Source organism: Tateyamaria armeniaca (genome assembly GCF_045797845.1).
Lineage (GTDB): Bacteria > Pseudomonadota > Alphaproteobacteria > Rhodobacterales > Rhodobacteraceae > Tateyamaria > Tateyamaria armeniaca.
Genome location: NZ_JBHDIY010000003.1, coordinates 54,245 through 72,396, shown reverse-complemented (window position 1 = coordinate 72,396; position 18,152 = coordinate 54,245). Strand labels below are relative to the sequence as shown.

The 18,152-nt window shown below is 60.3% G+C and carries 14 protein-coding genes and 3 pseudogenes; 10 read left to right on the top strand and 7 right to left on the bottom strand.

Going from position 1 to position 18,152, the window contains the following annotated elements; genetic code table 11:
- The 5 genes from acsF to ACERZ8_RS21150 form a co-directional block, all read left to right on the top strand.
- A partial coding sequence (gene acsF, locus ACERZ8_RS21170) for a magnesium-protoporphyrin IX monomethyl ester (oxidative) cyclase (RefSeq protein WP_407594422.1) occupies positions 1-1,041 on the top strand: 1,041 nt, incomplete at its 5' end.
- A 61-nt stretch (positions 1,042-1,102) separates the two neighbouring features.
- A complete protein-coding gene (gene puhE, locus ACERZ8_RS21165; RefSeq protein WP_407594421.1) occupies positions 1,103-1,915 on the top strand; it encodes a putative photosynthetic complex assembly protein PuhE in 813 nt (270 codons plus the stop codon).
- Positions 1,905-3,119, top strand: coding sequence for a 5-aminolevulinate synthase (gene hemA / locus ACERZ8_RS21160; RefSeq protein WP_407594420.1), 1,215 nt, complete (start codon positions 1,905-1,907; stop codon positions 3,117-3,119). The genes puhE and hemA overlap by 11 nt, the downstream gene beginning before the upstream one ends.
- A 111-nt stretch (positions 3,120-3,230) precedes the next feature.
- The gene (locus ACERZ8_RS21155; RefSeq protein WP_407594418.1) at positions 3,231-3,683 is read left to right on the top strand and encodes a c-type cytochrome; all 453 of its coding nucleotides are present in this window, start codon (positions 3,231-3,233) and stop codon (positions 3,681-3,683) included.
- Between the two features lie 173 nt (positions 3,684-3,856).
- Entirely contained in the window at positions 3,857-4,621 is a 765-nt protein-coding gene (locus tag ACERZ8_RS21150) for a substrate-binding periplasmic protein (RefSeq protein ID WP_407594417.1), read from the top strand.
- Between the two features lie 47 nt (positions 4,622-4,668).
- Here the strand turns inward: ACERZ8_RS21150 and ACERZ8_RS21145 are convergent.
- A pseudogene (locus ACERZ8_RS21145) lies at positions 4,669-5,344 on the bottom strand (hypothetical protein).
- A 494-nt stretch (positions 5,345-5,838) separates the two neighbouring features.
- Here ACERZ8_RS21145 and ACERZ8_RS21140 point away from each other — a divergent pair.
- Together ACERZ8_RS21140 and ACERZ8_RS21135 are read left to right on the top strand one after the other, a co-directional pair.
- Positions 5,839-7,142, top strand: a pseudogene (locus tag ACERZ8_RS21140) (AAA family ATPase).
- A gap of 104 nt (positions 7,143-7,246) precedes the next feature.
- Positions 7,247-8,203, top strand: a complete 957-nt coding sequence (locus ACERZ8_RS21135) for a ParB/RepB/Spo0J family partition protein (protein WP_407594415.1) — start codon at positions 7,247-7,249, stop codon at positions 8,201-8,203.
- A 3-nt stretch (positions 8,204-8,206) separates the two neighbouring features.
- Here the strand turns inward: ACERZ8_RS21135 and bchO are convergent, their stop codons facing one another.
- The 4 genes from bchO to crtA are packed head-to-tail and all read right to left on the bottom strand — an operon-like array spanning position 8,207 to position 12,451.
- On the bottom strand, positions 8,207-9,079 hold the full coding sequence (bchO, locus tag ACERZ8_RS21130) for an alpha/beta fold hydrolase BchO (protein WP_407594414.1): 873 nt from the start codon (positions 9,077-9,079) through the stop codon (positions 8,207-8,209).
- Between the two features lie 3 nt (positions 9,080-9,082).
- Positions 9,083-10,723 (bottom strand): magnesium chelatase subunit D, encoded by a 1,641-nt coding sequence (locus ACERZ8_RS21125; RefSeq protein ID WP_407594413.1) that lies wholly within the window; start codon positions 10,721-10,723, stop codon positions 9,083-9,085.
- Positions 10,724-10,739: 16 nt separating this feature from the next.
- Positions 10,740-11,747, bottom strand: coding sequence for a magnesium chelatase ATPase subunit I (bchI, locus tag ACERZ8_RS21120; protein WP_407594412.1), 1,008 nt, complete (start codon positions 11,745-11,747; stop codon positions 10,740-10,742).
- Positions 11,744-12,451 carry a spheroidene monooxygenase gene (gene crtA / locus ACERZ8_RS21115; RefSeq protein ID WP_407594411.1) on the bottom strand — a complete coding sequence of 236 codons (708 nt, stop codon included), beginning with the start codon at positions 12,449-12,451 and terminating at the stop codon, positions 11,744-11,746. The genes bchI and crtA overlap by 4 nt, the downstream gene beginning before the upstream one ends.
- Before the next feature lie 97 nt (positions 12,452-12,548).
- On the opposite strand from crtA, the pseudogene ACERZ8_RS21110 reads away from it, so the two are divergent.
- The 3 genes and pseudogenes from ACERZ8_RS21110 (at position 12,549) to tspO (ending at position 15,593) form a co-directional block, all read left to right on the top strand.
- Positions 12,549-14,074: pseudogene (locus ACERZ8_RS21110) on the top strand (phytoene desaturase).
- Positions 14,071-15,105, top strand: coding sequence for a 15-cis-phytoene synthase (crtB, locus tag ACERZ8_RS21105; protein WP_407594410.1), 1,035 nt, complete (start codon positions 14,071-14,073; stop codon positions 15,103-15,105). Before ACERZ8_RS21110 ends, crtB begins: the two are co-directional and overlap by 4 nt.
- Before the next feature lie 5 nt (positions 15,106-15,110).
- A complete protein-coding gene (tspO, locus tag ACERZ8_RS21100; RefSeq protein ID WP_407594409.1) occupies positions 15,111-15,593 on the top strand; it encodes a tryptophan-rich sensory protein TspO in 483 nt (160 codons plus the stop codon).
- Between the two features lie 32 nt (positions 15,594-15,625).
- On the opposite strand, the gene crtC is transcribed toward tspO, so the two are convergent.
- Both crtC and crtD read right to left on the bottom strand, forming a co-directional pair.
- Positions 15,626-16,498, bottom strand: coding sequence for a carotenoid 1,2-hydratase (crtC, locus tag ACERZ8_RS21095; protein ID WP_407594425.1), 873 nt, complete (start codon positions 16,496-16,498; stop codon positions 15,626-15,628).
- Positions 16,495-18,030 carry a 1-hydroxycarotenoid 3,4-desaturase CrtD gene (gene crtD / locus ACERZ8_RS21090; protein WP_407594423.1) on the bottom strand — a complete coding sequence of 512 codons (1,536 nt, stop codon included), beginning with the start codon at positions 18,028-18,030 and terminating at the stop codon, positions 16,495-16,497. The genes crtC and crtD overlap by 4 nt, the downstream gene beginning before the upstream one ends.
- Positions 18,031-18,152: the final 122 nt, after the last annotated feature.

The window sequence follows — 18,152 nt, the reverse complement described above, 5'->3', positions numbered from 1 at the left end:
AAACAGGATGAAAAATTCACGTCCGAATTTGCCACCGAAACCGCGATGCAGAACACGCTTCTGACGCCCCGGTTCTATACCACCGACTTTGACGAGTTGGACGCCATCGACGTCACCCCTGTCCGCGACGACTGGGACAAGCTGATCGCCCAGATGGAAGCAGACCCAAACAAGGGCCATTTCAAGAAAAACGAAGACTGGGACACCGTCGATTGGGACGGGATGGAGCCGGAACTGAAGAAGGAATTCATCGATTTCCTGATCTCGTCCTGCACCGCCGAATTCTCGGGCTGCGTGCTTTACAAGGAAATGAAACGCCGTGGCGCCAACAAGGACATCACACAGCTGTTCCAGCTCATGGCGCGGGACGAGGCGCGGCACGCGGGCTTTATCAACGACGCCCTGCGCGAGGCCGGGCTGCGCGTGAACCTCGGCTTCCTGACGCAGAAGAAGAAATACACCTACTTCCGGCCCAAGTTCATCTACTATGCGACCTACCTGTCGGAAAAGATCGGCTACGCCCGCTACATCACCATTTTCCGGCACCTGCAGGCGCATCCCGAACACCGTTTCCATCCGATTTTCAAATGGTTCGAAGAGTGGTGCAATGATGAGTTCAGCCACGGCGAGGCCTTTGCCCTGCTGATGAAGACGGACCCGAAATTGACCAGCGGCATGAATGTCTACTGGATCAAATTCTTCCTGACGGCGGTCTATGGCACGATGTACGTGCGTGACCACCAGCGCCCGGCCTTTCACAAGGCCCTCGGGGTGGATCCCGACTGGTACGCACATGAGGTCTTCACCAAAACCTCTGCCCTGTCGGAACAGATCTTCCCGATCACGCTCGACATCGACCACCCCCGCTGGCAGCGCGGGCTTGAAAAGCTGCAAAAGGCCAATGCGGACATGGCCGAGGCAAAGGGGTTGAAAAAGATCGGTGCGCAACTGCGCGCAGCAGCGGCATTCGTGTCGCTTTACACGATCCCGGCCAAAAAACACGTGGTACCGGCAAGCACACGGTTGGAGCCTGCGTATTGAGCCACGCCGTTTGGCATAACCGGGTGGCGGTAACGCCACCTCGCGCAACAGGGGGTCGCCCATGACCCCCTGGATCGCCGCATTGATCGCGTTGTTCATCTGGTGGTTTTCCACCGGCACGATCCTGATGGCGGTCAGATATGCGGATCGAGCAGGCAGACGTGCACGGCGCAACACCACTTTGGCCGCCCTGCCGCTGATGGCCCTTGGCGCTTATGGCGCATGGTGGTCAGCGTCCCAGACAGACGTCTTTGGCATTTACGTGGCGTTCCTGTCGGCCCTCGCCTTGTGGGGCTGGATCGAAATGGCGTTCCTGACCGGAATTGTCACCGGCCCCAACACGATGCCCCTGCCCCCGCACACAGCGGAATGGGAACGCTTTATCCGCGCATGGGGCACATTGGCCTATCACGAGATGCTGCTGGGGGCGACGCTGGTCGCGCTTGGCCTGACCCTCTGGCTGGCCCCGAACCCCTTTGCGTTCTACACTTTTGCAGTCCTGTTCTTTGCCCGCGTGTCGGCCAAGTTGAACCTGTTCTTTGGCGTGCCGCACATCAACGTCGAATTCCTGCCCGAAGCGCTGAGCCACCTTGCCAGCCACTTCCGCATCCGCAGCCTCAACTGGTTCTTTCCGGTGTCGGTCAGCGCACTCACCTTTGCCACCGGATGCTGGATCGAAAGGCTCTATTCCGCGCAAACGGAGGGGCATGTCACGGGTTTCGCCTTGCTGACGGCCCTGACGGTCCTTGCGGCTCTTGAACACTGGGTGATGGTCCTTCCCATCCCCGACGAACGGCTCTGGCGCTGGATGCTGCCCGCGCCCAAACCCAAAGCAGAACAACAAACAAACCAAGGGGGACATCATGGACTTTGATGTATTGTTCCAATCTCAGATCGACGCTCTGAAAGAGGAAGGCAATTATCGCATCTTTGCCGAACTGGAACGCAAATCAGGGGCCTTCCCCAAGGCCAAGTGCCACGACGATGACGCACCCGACGAGGTGACCGTCTGGTGTTCCAACGACTATCTGGGCATGGGCCAGCATGAAAGCGTGACCAAGGCGTTCAAGGACGCGGTCGACATGTACGGTGCCGGTGCGGGTGGCACACGCAATATCAGCGGCACCAACCACGCCCACAAGCTGCTCGAGGCCGAATTGGCCGACCTGCACGGCAAGGAAAGCGCGCTGCTGTTCACCTCCGGTTACGTGTCGAACTGGGCGGCCCTAGGCACGCTGGGTGCCCGCCTGCCGGACGCGGTGATCCTGTCGGACGAGTTGAACCACGCCTCGATGATCGAAGGCATCCGCCATTCCCGTGCCAACAAGGTCATCTGGCGCCACAACGACCCCGAAGATTTGGACCGCAAGCTGGCCGCCCTGCCCGCCAATTCACCCAAGATCGTCGCATTCGAATCTGTCTACTCCATGGACGGTGACATCGCCCCCATCGCTGAGATCCTCGACGTCTGCGAAAAGCACGGCGCGATGAGCTACATCGACGAAGTGCACGCGGTTGGCATGTACGGCCCCCGCGGCGGTGGTGTGGCCGAGCGCGAAGGGCTGATGGACCGCATCACCCTGATCGAAGGGACACTGGGCAAGGCCTATGGCGTCGTAGGCGGCTATATCACGGGCTCTGAGGCCATGTGCGACTTCATCCGCTCGTTCTCCTCTGGCTTCATCTTCACAACCGCGCTGCCCCCGGCTGTGGCGGCCGCTGCGCGCACGTCGATCCAGCACCTCAAGCAGTCCGATCAGGAACGCCTGTTGCAGCGCGAACGGGTCGCGTACCTGCGCAAGCGGCTGGACCAGGAAGGCATCCCGCACCTTGAAAACCCGTCCCACATCATCCCGGTGATGATCAAGGATCCGGTCAAGTGCCGGATGCTGTCAGACTACCTGATGCAGCGCTATGGCATCTATGTGCAGCCGATCAACTACCCTACAGTGCCCAAGGGCACGGAACGGCTGCGCTTTACCCCTTCGCCGCTGCATAGCATCGAAGACATTGAACATCTGGTCTACGCGCTCAAGGACCTGTGGAAACAATGCGCCATCAGCCATGCGGTGGCCTGATCCGGTCACATCCTCAAATCACGCCGACACAGGCATCAATTCAAAGTTACTGTTGACTTGATGGTGATATCGCTACGTTCTTTGTCAAGAACACTGTAAAAGGAGACACCTATGTTCCGTACTCTTACACTTCTGGCTGCGACAACACTGGCCCTGCCCGCATTTGCGGATGGCCATGCCGCATCCGGTGACGCCGCCGAAGGCGAAAAGGCGTTCCGACAGTGCATTTCCTGCCATGTCGTCGAAAACGATGAAGGCGAAGTGCTGGCAGGCCGCAATGCAAAGACCGGGCCGAACCTGTACGGCATCATCGGCAACAAATTCGGTATGGTCGAGGATTTCCGCTACTCCGATATCAACCAACTGGCCGCCAGCATGGAAGATGTCATTGTGACCGAAGAGGTGTTCGTGGCCTACGTGCAGGACCCGACGGCATATCTGCGCGAAGTGACCGGCGACAAGGGCCGCAGCAAGATGACCTACAAGGTCCGCAAGGAAGAGGATGCGGTCAACCTCTATGCCTATCTCGCGTCACTCTCGCCCGAGCCTGAAGAGACAAACTGATCCGGGCAAACGCCCGAAATGAGATATCAGACCGCCACAGATTGACCCTGTGGCGGTCTGACTCGTTTTGAGACCGAAGGTATCTGCCTGAGGCGTTCAGACAGTATTAATCCTGTGCTGCCACACCTCATGTATGATGTCCTTGCGACAAACGATCCGGGAAGCCTCAACCCATGACTTACACATTGCAGATCCTAGCAAACCTGCGCCGTACCATCCTTGCTGCAAGTGCGGCCCTGGCGATGATCGCTGCCGGCCCGCTTCCTGCCGAGGCGCAACAAAACGACGACGCCGATTGTGTCATCGCAGCCCATTATCCGCCGTATATCATCGGCGACACGCCAACCAACGCTGGAATTTCAATTGATGTCATGCGCGCGGCAGCGGCCCGTGCAGGGCGCACGATCCGCTTTGAAATAATGCCGTTCAAGCGCACGCTTCATGTCTTGGCAACAGATGCGACCTGTATGATGCCGGTCCTTTATCGCAACGAATCCCGCGAACCACTGTATCGCTGGATTGCAGCTTACGATGCCACTGAATTGCACTTTCTGACCGTGGGGGACCGGGTCAACACGATAGAGGAAGGCAGGCAATTGGGCAGCATTGGCGTCGAAACCAGCGCTTCTGCCTATCAATTGCTGTCGGGTCTGGAATTTGACAACCTCGTTGAAATCGCAAACCCGTTGTCATCGGCGCGGATGCTCCATGCGGGACGGATTGATGCCTGGGCGCAGTCTTCCAAGGCTGCAACAGGTGTATGGAACGAACTGGGGCTGGAACCACCCTTGCAGGTGGGCGACCCGATTTACGCCGTTCCGGTTTACGTTGTGGCGGGTCTCGGCTTCCCGGACGAACTGGCCGACATTTACAAGAACGCGATTGAAAGCCTGGTTGCCGACGGAACAGCGGCGCGCATTATTTCCAGCTATGAATAATGCGGCTGGACCAGGCGCTTGATCAGCAGAGCATTTCACGCGCCTGCTCACATGACAATCCGCACTTCCGTGACATCGCTGTCCACTTCACGACATGCTGCCAGTAGCCTGCGTTCCAGATGGGTCTGGACATAGGCACCATGAAACCGGGACGGTGCGCGCAGCGTCACCCGCCCCCTGCCCTCTCCACACGGACAAGGCTCGCGATCCAGCTGGCATAGAGCCCTGGGTCATCCTGATGCAGAATGGCCTGCGCCAGAGACCATTCAGTGCCGCCTGACACGTCTGGCGGGGGCACATTGCCCTGCACAGGGATCGGGATAACCTTCGGCTCGTCGCTCTGACCAAGCCGCAGTTCAAAATCCGGGCCTACCGACGCCCATTGCCCGGCGGTGTCGCTCAGTATGCGTTCGATATCCAACCCATGCTGGCCGACCCGCCCCCGCGCGCCCTGCCGTTTCACAACCAGCCAGCCCCGCGCGCGCAGATGCGCCATCTCGCGTTTCACCGTGCGTTCATCGACAGACCATAACCGTGCAATTTCACGCTGACCCACGGCCAGTTCATCGCGCGCCCAATTGTAGCGCGCTGTTACAAGCGTGATCAGGCGCAACACCCGGCGCTGGTCATGTTTCCCTGCGCCAGCGCAAATGCGCCCAATGCAGTGATGATATCGTATTTGCGCGCAGACGCGCCCCGGCCCACCGGCCTTAGCGTTTGCATTGCTGCCCTCATTGTCCTGTATTTGTCCGGATGACACCCAAACAGTCCTGCCAGCGGTTTGGGATTAACCCACGGTTCTCGCCGTTATTCCGCTTCTGCCTCTGATTTGCGTCCACAACGCCGATTCTGTCAAGTGCGGATGTTCTTGCTGCCTCGAAACCATCTCATTCAAAAAGAAATATTGAGGTTAAATGGTATAGGGTGACATCCATGCTGTCCCCTAATGCAGCGCTTTTGTCACCCAATCTGTGGTCGGCTCGGAACTTGTGTCACCGAAATATTGTGGTCCGCCCTGCCAGTACTCAATGCCGGACCAGACCCATAGAATCAGGCCTGACGAGCTGGCGTGCGGCCCGGCGGCATAATTGAAACGCATGTTATTCGCCTTTTGCATTTTTGGCAAAACAGGCGTAAATCATATTCAGAGCAGGATTAGCGTCCACAACTGGACACCCAAGGACTGTCCCCACGGGGACGCGCAAGACAGGCAAGACATGTTTACACACTCCGACCTCGCCCGACTTCAGGCCCAATCGCTGAAGATGCAGGGGTTTATTCGCCAGCAGACCTATTCGCCGCAAAGCGAAAAGACGTTGCGCCGGTTCTCGTCCTGGGAGGTCGCAGAGCTGATTTTCAAGGCGAGATCAATCGACCTTGCGCGGGCGTCTGGCCGCCGATCCCACGCTGCCCCAGGGCATCGTCGAAGAGGATGGGCGGCAACGTTGGTACACACTCGATGAGATCAACGAGATGCGGCGGCGCATCAAGGTCAACCGCAAGTCGCTGATGCCCTACCGTCCCCCGAACAAACGCGCGATCCGAGCGGCCATCGCAAACTTCAAAGGGGGCCGGAAAATCAACCACTGCGTTGCACTTTGCCCACGCCGCCGCTCTTGATGGCTACCGGGTACTGTGCGTTGATTTCGACCCGCAGGCGACACTGTCGCATTCGATGGGCCTGTCGGACGTGGCCGAGGAATACACCGTCTGGGGCATCATGGCGCGGGATCTGGGGCAGGAAACTGACCGCCAGAACTCGGCGATCACAGGGGCGGAATCGGGAACCGCCCTGCCCCAGCGCAAATTGCCCGCAGCGATCACCGACATGGGTCTGAGCGCCCTGCGCGCCTCCGACTTCATCAAGCCCACCAACTGGCCCACTATTGATCTGGTGCCCAGTTGCGCCAATGCGGCCTTCGTCGAATTCGCCTCGGCGCAGTACCGCCACATCAATCCCGAATGGTCCTTCTTTGCGGCCGTTTCCCGCTTTCTCGATCAACTGTCGCCAGACAACTACGACCTGATCATTTTCGACTGCCCACCAGCCATCGGCTACCAGTCCATGAACGCAGTCTTTGCGGCCGACGTGCTCTATATCCCTTCTGGTCCCGGCTATTGGGAATACGATTCGACCACGTCCTTTATCGGCCAGCTGTCCGAAGCGCTTGAGGATCTTGCCCGGTTCAACGGGCTTGTCCCCGCAGGGACAATGGGGCTGCCAAAGTCGTTTCTGGATCTGCGGTTCCTGCTGACACGCTACGAGCCGGGCAATGATCTTCACCGGGCGATGCAAGGCGCCTTTGAAAAGGTGTTTGGCGATCGCGTCTGCCAGCACCCGATCGAAATGACGCGCGCGGTCGAGCAATCGGGGCGGTTCTTGTCCAGCATTTACGAAATGGATTACCGCGACATGACTCGCGAAACGTGGCGCCGCGCGCGGGCTTCTTTTGATCGGGCGTATGACGAATTCAAAACGAACCTGGGAACAGCCTGGGACCAACTGGAGGATGAGGCATGAGCAAGCGCCGCGTATTCGACATAGATTTTGAACCCGAAGCGAGTGCGCCGACGGACCCTGTTGGACAAGACTTGCCGGCAAGTGAGCCGACACGCCGAGGGCCGATGGCTTCTGCGATTTCCGAGAACGCAGCGGCGATGAGTGAACGGCAGGCTGCCGAGGCCGCGATCCGCGCCGAGAACGACCGCCTCGCCCATGAATATGTCTCCCTCAAACGCGACGGCGGGATCGTCGCCCGCGTGCCAATTGCCGAAGTGCGGATTTCAAAGCTGGTGCGTGATCGCGGCGCTGCAGACGATCCAGACTTTGCCGAACTCAAAACCTCGATCCATGATCTGGGCCTGTCCAACCCGATCCAGGTTGAGGACACAGGCGACGGGTACGAACTTGTTCAGGGGTTCCGCCGCCTCAAGGCTTACAAAGCTCTTTACAAAGAGACCGGGGAAGACCGCTTTGCCACGATCCCAGCCGGGCTGGTGGCTAAGGGTGAAGCGCTGGAACGTCTGTATCGCCGGATGATCGACGAGAACCTGGTGCGCCGCGATATCTCCTTTGCCGAAATGGGTCAGCTGGCCGCTGCATACGCGCGCCAGATGGAGATTGATGTGAGCAAAGCAATTGCGACGCTCTATGCGTCAGCAGGTCGGCAAAAGAGGAACTATATCGGTCATTTTGCGGCTCTGATGGGCCTGATAGGGTCTAAACTCAAGTTCCCCGAGGCAATCCCACGTGCGTTAGGTCTCCGACTGATCAAGGCGCTTGAGGATACGCCGCGTTTGCGGGACCAATTGGAAACCGTTCTGGATGCGCACGACCCGCAGACGGCTGAGGCTGAACTGAGCATCCTCAATCAAGTGCTGGAATTCAAACCGGATGGGGATGTGGTTCGACCACTTGCATCCTCGAAAACGACGCTGAAACTGAACCGCAAGTCCGGACCCGTGAAGGTCACGGGCGCGAAGGGCAAAGTCGAGCTGCGGATGGATCAGGATTTCGGAGCAGTCGATGCGCGCAAGCTTGAAGCCGCAGTGCGCGCAATGCTGGATCAGTTGGATTTGTAGCAGTCAAATCCCGTGTTGCCGCGCCAAGTCGAGGATCAATTGCGCCATCTCTTTGGGCCGTTCCTCGTGCGCGAGGTGACCGAGATCGGGCAGATTTGTGACCGTTGCGTCAGTGAGCTTTTGTGCCGCGTTCAGTGACACGGTGGGCGGCACAGTCGCGTCTTTCTCGCCCACGACAAAGCGTATCGCTCCTGTATGGCTTTTCAGGCTGTCGAGCAGCGGTTGCAGTTTCCATTGCGCCATCATCAGCAAGGTCGCATCCACGTGATCGCGATCCGCCACGAGACGACGATAGAGGTCGAGCCCCTCCTGATCTAATTCAGAGCCTGTTGAGCTAATCAGAGCCTGTATGCGAGCAGGATTGCCCGACGCACCGGAAAAGAGGCGTGCGGTAAATGGGACTGCCGCGAGCGCTTTGGCCATCAAGGGAAAGATAAGTCCGGCGAGGCCCGGAAATTCCCCCAGGGCCGCGTTGATACCTATGACCAACGGCGGGTGTCCCCGCGGGGACACATCCATCATGGCCATGCGCAACGCAATTGCGCCACCGGCGGAATGGCCGACAATGACTTCCGGGTCCCAACCTTGCTGTTCGCAAAGTGCAGCGATGTCCTGCGCCATCGGATCAAGGCCGCACCTGTGGCGGGCCCCCAGTTGCGTGAACCCCTGCCCCGGAAGATCGACGGCTACAACATGATAGTCCTTGGCGAGCGGCGCAATCATGTCCCGAAAATTGTGCGTGGATCCTCCGGCTCCGTGCAGCAAAAGAATGGTCTTGCCCTGCCCGGCCTCTTGCACATGCCAGCGATGTAAAGGCCCATTCACGCGGCGCGACAGTTCCGCGTTGGGCCAGCTTTTGATGTCAGTCCATTTCATGTGTCAGCCATCCAATGCGGCGTGTACCGCACCGGTCAGCCGATGCGCGTCCGCCCTTGGCAATGGAACATAGGGCGCGGCCAGAGTTTGGCTCAACTCTGCCAGCGCGGGCTGCGGCCGGTTGGACATGTCTATGACAAGGCCAGAAATGTCTGAGGCCCGCAGCGCGTGCGCAATGCGTGTCGCGTCCTCGCCTGCTTGCGCGCGATTTGCACTGCCGTCCAGCGCTATGTTTGCGCGGCCATCGGTGATCAGGATCACTGTGGGCGTCATCCCCCGGGTTCGAGACTGGAGCGCAAGCACAAGCGCGCTTTGCAACCCTGCCGCCAGCGGCGTGCCGCCCCCTCCGGGCAGCGCGGACAGGCGGCGTTTGGTTTGCACCAGCGAGCGGGTCGGCGGCAATAACACTTCGGCGGCGTCTCCTCGGAACGAGATCAATGCGACTTGATCCCGGCTGGCATAGGCTTCGCCCAGAAGGAGCTCGATCGCTCCCTTGGCCTCGCCCAGACGGGAAACAGCGGCAGAGCCCGAAGCGTCGACGCAAAAGATCAGCAGACGGTCAGATTGTTCTTGATAGCGCTTAAGCCGAATGTCCGAAGGCCGGAACAACAGACCTGGCCGGTCGGGGGTTTGTTGACGCCTCAGCGGTTGCCAGGGTGCGGCCGTGCGCAGGGTGGCGATCAGATCAATACGGGTCGTGCCGTCAAACCGTCCGGGTCGAGAGGGCAGGGGGCGTCCACGCCTGTTCGATTTCCGTTTCTGACCCGCGCCTGCACCGCCGGCCTGCCGCGATGTCCCTGCGGGGACAAGCCCAGTCAAAAGCCCCTCGGGCAGCAGTGATTTTACAGCGGCGATCAGCATATCGGTGTCTGGCAGACTCAGATCCTGATCACGCCCCTGTCCTTCGGTTTCATCGACTTCGGGCGGTGGCGGCGGTGTGTCGTCCTGCGCTGCCTGTTCTGCCTCGGGCACACGTGTTGCACGATGCGGAAACACCAGTGTCGCGGCGGCAGCGATGTCACTTTCCGTCAGATGATCGCGGCCCATCAGCGACGCGTGGGCCTGCGCCGCCCTGTGCGCCAAGGTGGGTGCGCGCAAGGAAGAAATGCCAAACCTTGCTGCGATGAGTGTGAGCTGAGTCAACGCATCATCCCGGTTGACGCGCTCGCCGGTCGGGGCTGTCCCCGCGGGGACAGTTGGCGCGCGACCTTGAGGCGAGATGTGAAAGGCCAACCGTTCTGCCAGCACGTCAGGAGTACGCTCATCAGCCTCGATGCCTTCGTCGATGGCCAGAAAGCCCTGTGTTAGACCCTGATTAGCAAGTGTTGCGAGTTTCGCGGCCAGGGCGACAGGGCACCGCTCTGCCATTGGGATGACCGCCATGTAGGGCTTATCAAAAAATCCAATATTTTCAATGACTTCTGATGACGCCAGCGTCGCACTCAGGTCAATGCCACCAAAAAGCTGTTCATCCGAGATGTTCACCGGCAGTTTGCGTAAGGGTGGGCCCGGTTGAAACTCGGCCAACAGCGCATCGCGGGCAGGAGAGGCGGCCATGCGAACGACTGCTCCGCCCAGACCAACCGGGTCAATCTCAAGCAATTTGAGCGCGAGAGCGGCATTATGCCATGTCTCGTCGCTCATCCGGACAAGGTGCGGGTCATGCCAGCACGGCCTCGACAGTGCGCGCAACGCGCGTGCCGCTGCCAGCCTCGTCCAGCGGGTCGCGCCGCAGGCGGTGAGACAGGGCAATAGGTGCGATGGTGCGCAGGTGTGCACGGGTCAGCACGGCCGCTTTTTCATAGGCGGCCAGCGCACGCGCGGCCCGCAATAGTGTCAGTTCACCGCGAAGCCCGTCCGAGCCGAGGGCGATACACAGTTCGGCGCAGTCATGCAGAATGTCGTCAGGTGTTTCAATCTGTGGCAACAGCTTGCGGGCTGCCAGAATCCGGCGTCGGATCTTGGCATCCTCCTTCTCGTATTCCGCCATAAAAGCCGCATGATCGCTGTCAAAACGGTCGCGGCGCTTGATGACTTCGATCCGTTGCGCCACGTCGTTCGGGCTGCGCACTTCGACGGACAGGCCAAAGCGGTCAAGCAATTGCGGGCGCAATTCGCCTTCTTCGGGGTTGCCTGACCCCACCAGAACAAAGCGGGCCGCATGGCGGATCGACAACCCCTCACGCTCGACCACGTTTTCGCCGGACTGGGCCACATCCAGCAGCAGATCGACGATGTGATCCTCAAGCAGATTGACCTCGTCGATATAAAGATATCCGCGGTTCGCGCGCGCCAGCAGACCGGGCTCAAACGCCTTTTCCCCGCGTGTCAGCGCGCGTTCAATGTCGAGGGCACCGACAACACGGTCTTCGGTGGCCCCTAGCGGCAAGTCGATGACCGGGGTAGGGCGCTTCAGCTTCTTTTTCGTCTCTATCTTGGCCCATTCGGGGCAATCTTCGTGATTGGCGGCGTTGATCGGGCAGCCGACAATGGCCGTGATCGGCGGCAGCAATGCGGCCAGGGCGCGCACTGCGGTGGATTTGCCGGTGCCCCGATCTCCGAACACCAACACACCGCCGATGCCAGGATCAATCGCAGTCAGGATCATCGCGCGCTTCATGTCGGACTGTCCGACAATCGCGGAGAAAGGGAAGGGCGTGTTTGTCATTGCAAGTTTAGTCCTTCGAGCGGGCTGACCCCGTTCCATGTGCCTGTGTCACCCCGGATCGCAAAGCGGGCATAGAGTTCTTCCTTGAACCACGCGCCGTCTCGCACCGCCTTGATCGCGGCGGCATGTGGCCCATTGCTGCGTGCAAATGCAGCCATTTCATCCGTCCCGGGCCATATGGAAAATGTGATCTGATGCAGCATGGGCACTTCGCCGATACCGATCTTGAAGAGCACATTCGGGTCTGATCCGATCATCGCAGAGATGTCAGGCACGCGGCCCCAGAATTTCGCTAGGATGCCCGGCTTGATCGTGGCGCGGGTGAGGGCGGCGAGGGGGCCGGAAACAGGCTCTGATACAGGCGAAAACGGCGCCTTGCCGCTCCATTCACCGCGTGAAGACGTTGGTGTCAGGAACACAGTCCAGTGTTCATCAGCGCGCCGGCGGTATCGTTCGAAAATGGCTGTTTCGGTCAGACGCTGTGTCGCTGTGTCATTGTCCGGCCAGACGCACAGAATGGCATAGACACCCGTGTTGGGAACCGGTGTGAACCCTTCCCCCGTGCCTGATCCACACAGCTTCCAAAAGCTCAGATCGGGGATGCGCGCCATGGCCATGCGTGCGCCGCCCATCATGGTGAGCGCCCACGCCCGGTCACGCCACCGGCTAAAGCGAAAGAAGGATAGAGTGATCGTTTGAGTCATCTGTTTCGCACTGAAGGGCAGCCTTTCGGCACGCAGCCAAGCTTATGGGTGGAAAAGAAATTGTCAACCAAACTAGACATATCTATGTTCGGAGAAGATGACACGCCTTGATCCCATAGATTCGGAAACCCGGACCGGAAACCGCGCCATCGTCATCGGTGCGGGCCTCGGTGGTCTGGCCGCCGCGATGCGCCTTGGGGCCAAGGGCTACAAGGTGACGGTCGTTGACAAGCTGGACCTGCCGGGGGGCGGGGGTCAGCGATCTGGCAGGATGGCCATCGCTTTGATCTGGGCCCCACAATCGTCACTGTGCCGCAGCTTTATCGAGAGCTTTGGGCCGCATGTGGGCATGATTTTGATGCGGACGTCGATCTGCGCCCGCTGGACCCTTTCTATGAAATCCGCTGGCCGGACGGGACCAAGTTCGTTGCCCAGCAGGACACCGAGGCGGTGCGCGCCGAAGTGGCCAAGATCGAGCCGCGCGACGTTGCCGGGTTCGACAAGTTTCTTCAGGATTCGGCCAAGCGTTACTGGTTCGGGTTCGAGGATTTGGGCCGCCGGTCCATGCACAAATTGTGGGATCTGGTGCAGGTGCTGCCGACCTTTGGCATTTTGCGTGCGGATCGTTCGGTCTATGCCCATGCTGCCAAGCGTTTCCGCAATGAAAAGCTGCGCATGGCGTTTTCTTTTCACCCCCTGTTCATCGGCGGTGATCCAACCCACGTGACCAGCATGTATATTCTGGTCAGCTACCTAGAAAAAGAATTCGGGGTGCACTACGCGATGGGCGGGCTGGCACATATGGCGCGCAAGATGGCGGATGTGATCGAGGATCAGGGCGGCACGCTGCTGATGGACACGGAGGTCGATGAGATTGTCGTGGAGAACGGGCGGGCGCGTGGCGTGCGTCTCGCATCCGGGCTTGAGCTGGGCGCGGATGTCGTCGTGTCCAATGCGGATGCCGGGCACACCTATGACCGCCTGCTGCGCCACCGCCCGAAAAAGCGCTGGACGCCTGCGCGCCTCAAACGGACCCGTTATTCGATGAGCCTGTTTGTCTGGTATTTCGGCACGAAGGGCACGCGCGGGGACTGGGCCGATGTGGGCCATCACACGATCCTGAATGCGCCGCGCTATACCGGCTTGCTCAATGACATTTTCATGAAGGGCAAGCTGGCGGACGACATGAGCCTTTATGTCCACCGTCCCTCTGTCACGGACACGAGTGTTGCGCCTGATGGTGATGACACATTCTATGTCCTGTCCCCGGTCCCGCATCTTGGCCATGGCGGTGTGGACTGGAAAACCGAGGCGGACGCCTACAAAGCCAAGATGCTCAAAGTGCTCGAAGACCAGCTTTTGCCCGGGTTAGGGTCGAAAATCAGCACTGAAACCGTGTTCACTCCTGAAACCTTCCGCGACCGCTATTTGTCGCCGCATGGGTCGGGTTTTTCGATCGAGCCACGCATTTTACAATCCGCATGGTTCCGCCCGCATAACGTGAGCGAAGAAGCCGAGGGGCTGTATCTGGTGGGCGCAGGCACGCATCCCGGTGCAGGTGTGCCCGGTGTGATCTCAACCGCCGAGGTGTTGGGCCAGCTTGTTCCGGATGCCGTGACATGATGGACCCCCGCGATCTTGAAGCCTGCACAGAGGCGATCCGCCATGGGTCGCTGTCATTCCATGCCGCATCCAAGCTGTTGCCCAAGCGGGTACGTGACCCTGCGCTGGCGCTCTATGCCTTTTGCCGTCTGGCGGATGACGAGGTTGATCTGAAGGCCGAGAAAGTCGACGCCGTTCTGCGGCTGCGCGACCGGCTGGACCTTGTCTATGCAGGTACGCCGCAAGATGCCGCCCCCGACCGTGCCTTTACGGCCGTTGTGGAACAGTTCGACATGCCGCGCGCGTTGCCCGATGCCTTGCTGGAAGGTCTGGCATGGGATGCGGAGGGGCGGACCTATGCGACCCTGTCCGGGGTCAAATCCTATTCCGCGCGTGTGGCGTCCGCCGTTGGCGCGATGATGTGTGTGCTGATGGGCGTGCGCGACCGGGACGCGTTGGCGCGCGCCTGTGATCTGGGCGTTGCGATGCAGTTGACCAATATCGCGCGCGACGTGGGCGAGGATGCGCTGGAGGGTCGGATTTACCTGCCGACCGACTGGATGGATGACGCAGGTATTGATCGTGCCGCATTCTTTGCCGACCCGCGTCCGACCAAAGCCGTGCGCGGCATGGTCAAACAGCTCGTGATCGAGGCGCACAGGCTCTATTACCGCTCCGAAGCGGGGCTGGGTGCATTGCCGCGTGCATGCCGTCCGGGCATCTTTGCTGCCCGCCATATTTATGCGGGTATCGCCGGGCGGTTGCGGTCGATGGACTATGACAGCATTTCCGCCCGCGCCCGCACCAGCCGCGCCCAAAAACTCGGATGGCTTGCACAGTCCGTCGCCCAGACGGGGACCAGCATGGTCATGCCGCGCAACCCGGTCCTGTTTGCCAAGCCATTGCCCGAGGTGCAGTTCCTCGTCGATGCCGCGGCCAAAGATGGTCCGGTCACACGAAGCGACAGCCTGTTCGAAGCGCTGGCGTCGCTGGAGACCAAACGCAAGTCCGAGAGGGCAGCCTTGATCGGAGCGCGCGCCCGGGCTACGTGATGGTCATGTTCTGGCTGTTGTTCTGTATCTTTTTCGCGGCTTGCCTTGGGGCAGGGGTCACGGGCGGTCTGTTTCCACCCGGGCCCTGGTACCGCGCCCTGAGTAAGCCATCATGGACCCCGCCGGACTGGGTGTTCCCCGTCACTTGGATGGTGCTTTATGCATGCATGGCCATTGCCGGTGCCCGCGCCGCCATGGCCGACAACAACGGTATTGCAATGGCGTTCTGGGCGATGCAGATCGCCTTTAACGGGCTTTGGACCCCGGTGTTTTTCGGATTGCGCAATATCCGGATGGGCATGGCGATCATCGTCGTGTTGTGGCTGACGGTGTTCAGCGCAATGCTCGCCTTGTGGCAGGTCGACACGATTGCCGGGCTGTTGTTCGTGCCCTACCTGATCTGGGTCACAATCGCTGCTGCACTCAATGCGTCGGTGTGGAGCCTGAACCGCGAAGAAGCTGCCAAGCCGACTGTTCAGCAAGGCTGATCCCGGGCGTCACGTCGCACAACTAGGGTCGATCACCCGAAATCCCATTTGCGCCTGCGCGGTACCCGGACTGCCAGCATCGGTTTGATCAGCGGAGAGCGAAAGCGCGTCAGATCAAGCGCCTCGTGCACGCCGGTTGTCTCCTGTCCATTCAGCGTCGTCTGAACGGCAGAGCGGGAATAAAACGGGGCATCGAGCATGTTCTGCATCTGCTTTGCTTCTGTGCCCGCATCCCCGCGCGTCTCGCGTTTTACCGCCCAAAGCGAGCGTTTGAGCGGTACTTTTGGGGGCAGGGGGATGTGATGCGCCTGGCCGCCTTCGTCGAACGAGAACGCTGCCGCCAGTTCCGATCCATCCAGTCGGATCGCGTCATAAAAACACGTCGCACCCTTGCCGGTCGGGTAGCGGCCCCATGTCCAGTAGCTGAAGTCTTCTTCCAAGGCGCGGGTGCCGAAATTGGCGTCGAAATACCCCTCGCCGGACCATGTCCAACCGGGGCGTTCGATGTCGACCTCGATCCGGGCACGTGGGGCGAATGGGCGCCAAACATGCGCGCCGTCGTCGGTCAATGGCAGCTCGACATCAGTGATGGCGGACGGGATCACCCGGATCTGTCCTTGGACTTTGGAAATCAGCGGGTGGGATGACACCTCGCAGATGTCGATCACCAGTTGATCGTTATCCCAGCGCATGCAGGACGGTCCAACTTCGAGCCGCGATGCGGTCTGGCGCAACGCGGATTGCCCCCGGTCGGTCATCGTGAACCGCCCGCCGCGCCCATAGGTCGCGACGTTGATACAGACATGGTTCTGCGGGTTTTTGCGCCCCGACCAGCGATACCACGGGGAAAAAACCGACCCGATAAAGCCGATGACCGAAACGGCCTTTGTGCCGCAATCGCTCAGGCCGTCGACATACCACCACGCATAGCCGTTGGGGCCGACAGGGACGTTGAAGTTTGGTCGCTCAAGATCGCCGCGACCGCGTGCGCTGCGGAGAGGGTCGCCATCGGCACGCCCGCCCCCGGATGCGTCCCGCCGCCCGCGAGATACAAGTTGGGGATCGATGTCCGCGCAGTCGGGCGGCTGAGTGCCGCGGTTAGGCCGTGGGGCGTCTGGCCGTACAGCGCGCCGAGGCTTGCCGGGAACATCCGGGCGAATGCTTGGGGCGTCGTCACTGCCTGCGTAGTCGGCGTCGGGCTGAAAGTCAGCCCGAGTTCCGCCATCTGCTGCGTGATCTGATGAAGCCATGGGGTCAGGTCCTCGTCGTCGGTGGTGTCGTGTGTTGCCGGGGCATTTGTGATGATCTCGAACCGTTCCGTTTTGGGCGGCGCGGTGTTCTGGCCGCGATCAAGGGCACAAACGTAAAAGGATGGGTGTGTCGGCGTGCGCCCCGCCATCAGGTCATCAAATTCACTGATCGGATCGGCGGCGAAAAAAATGTTGTGATGGGCAAGGCCCGGGCCATGCGGCGTGGCGGCAAAGCTGAGGACGCGCGCGGAAAAGCTGCGCTGCGCTTTTAGGGTTCCTTTGGCGATGTGGGCAGTGTCCGCCCCAAGCGCGCCCGTGGGCAGCGCGCGGGGATCACCGGCATGTATGACAACATCGCAGGGCAGGTGGGTGCCATCGGCCAGATGAATGGCTTTGGCCCTTTTTTGCTGCACCTCTATCCGCGCAACATGAGCAGATGTACGCACGTCAACCCCGCTGGTGCGCAGCAAGGCAAGCAGCGCCTGGGTCAGCTTGTGCATGCCACCCTTGACCACCCAGACGCCTGATGCCTCGGCCTGCCAGATCAGCGACAGGATGGCGGGGGCATGTGTGGGGCTGCCGCCAACGTAAGTGGCATACCGCCCGAACAGCTGGCGCAGACGCGGATCGTCAAAGCTGGATTTCAACAGGCGCTGGAGCGTGGACAGCGGTGCCATCGCCGGGATCAAGCCGGGGTTCCTGAGCACATGGGCTGTAAGTGCGCCGATGCGCGGTTCAGCGGCGCGCATCATCGGCGCATCGAACGCATCGAACAGGCGGGACGTGCGTGCGCAGAACTGAGTAAACTGTCGTGCAGCCTTTTCGCCGGCAAAGGCGCGGATCGCCTCTGCACTGCGCGCCGGGTCTGCGTGCAGGTCCAGCGTGCTCCCGTCGCTCCAGAAATGGCGCGCCAAGGTGTCCTGTTTGATCAGGGTGACGTGATCCTCAAGCTGTTCGCCCATCTGTGCAAAGAGGTCGTCAAAGACGTGGCGCATGGTCAGTACGGTCGGCCCTGCATCGATTGGCCCGGCCTTTGACGGCAGGGTGCGGATCTTGCCCCCCACCTCGGCGTGCCGTTCCAGCAGTGTCACCGCATAGCCCGCCGCGCGCAGCCGCACCGCGCAGGCAAGTCCGGCGATACCGGCGCCGATGATAACAGCGCGTTGTGAACTGTTCTGGGACGCGATTGGTCAGGGCCTTTTCATAACGGGGGTTGGGTCAGGGTGATTGTTGACTCGGAAAGGCAATGTGTCCAGTATGATTTACACTTTGATGTCTCACAATTCTGACACTTGTTCGATTTAGGAGC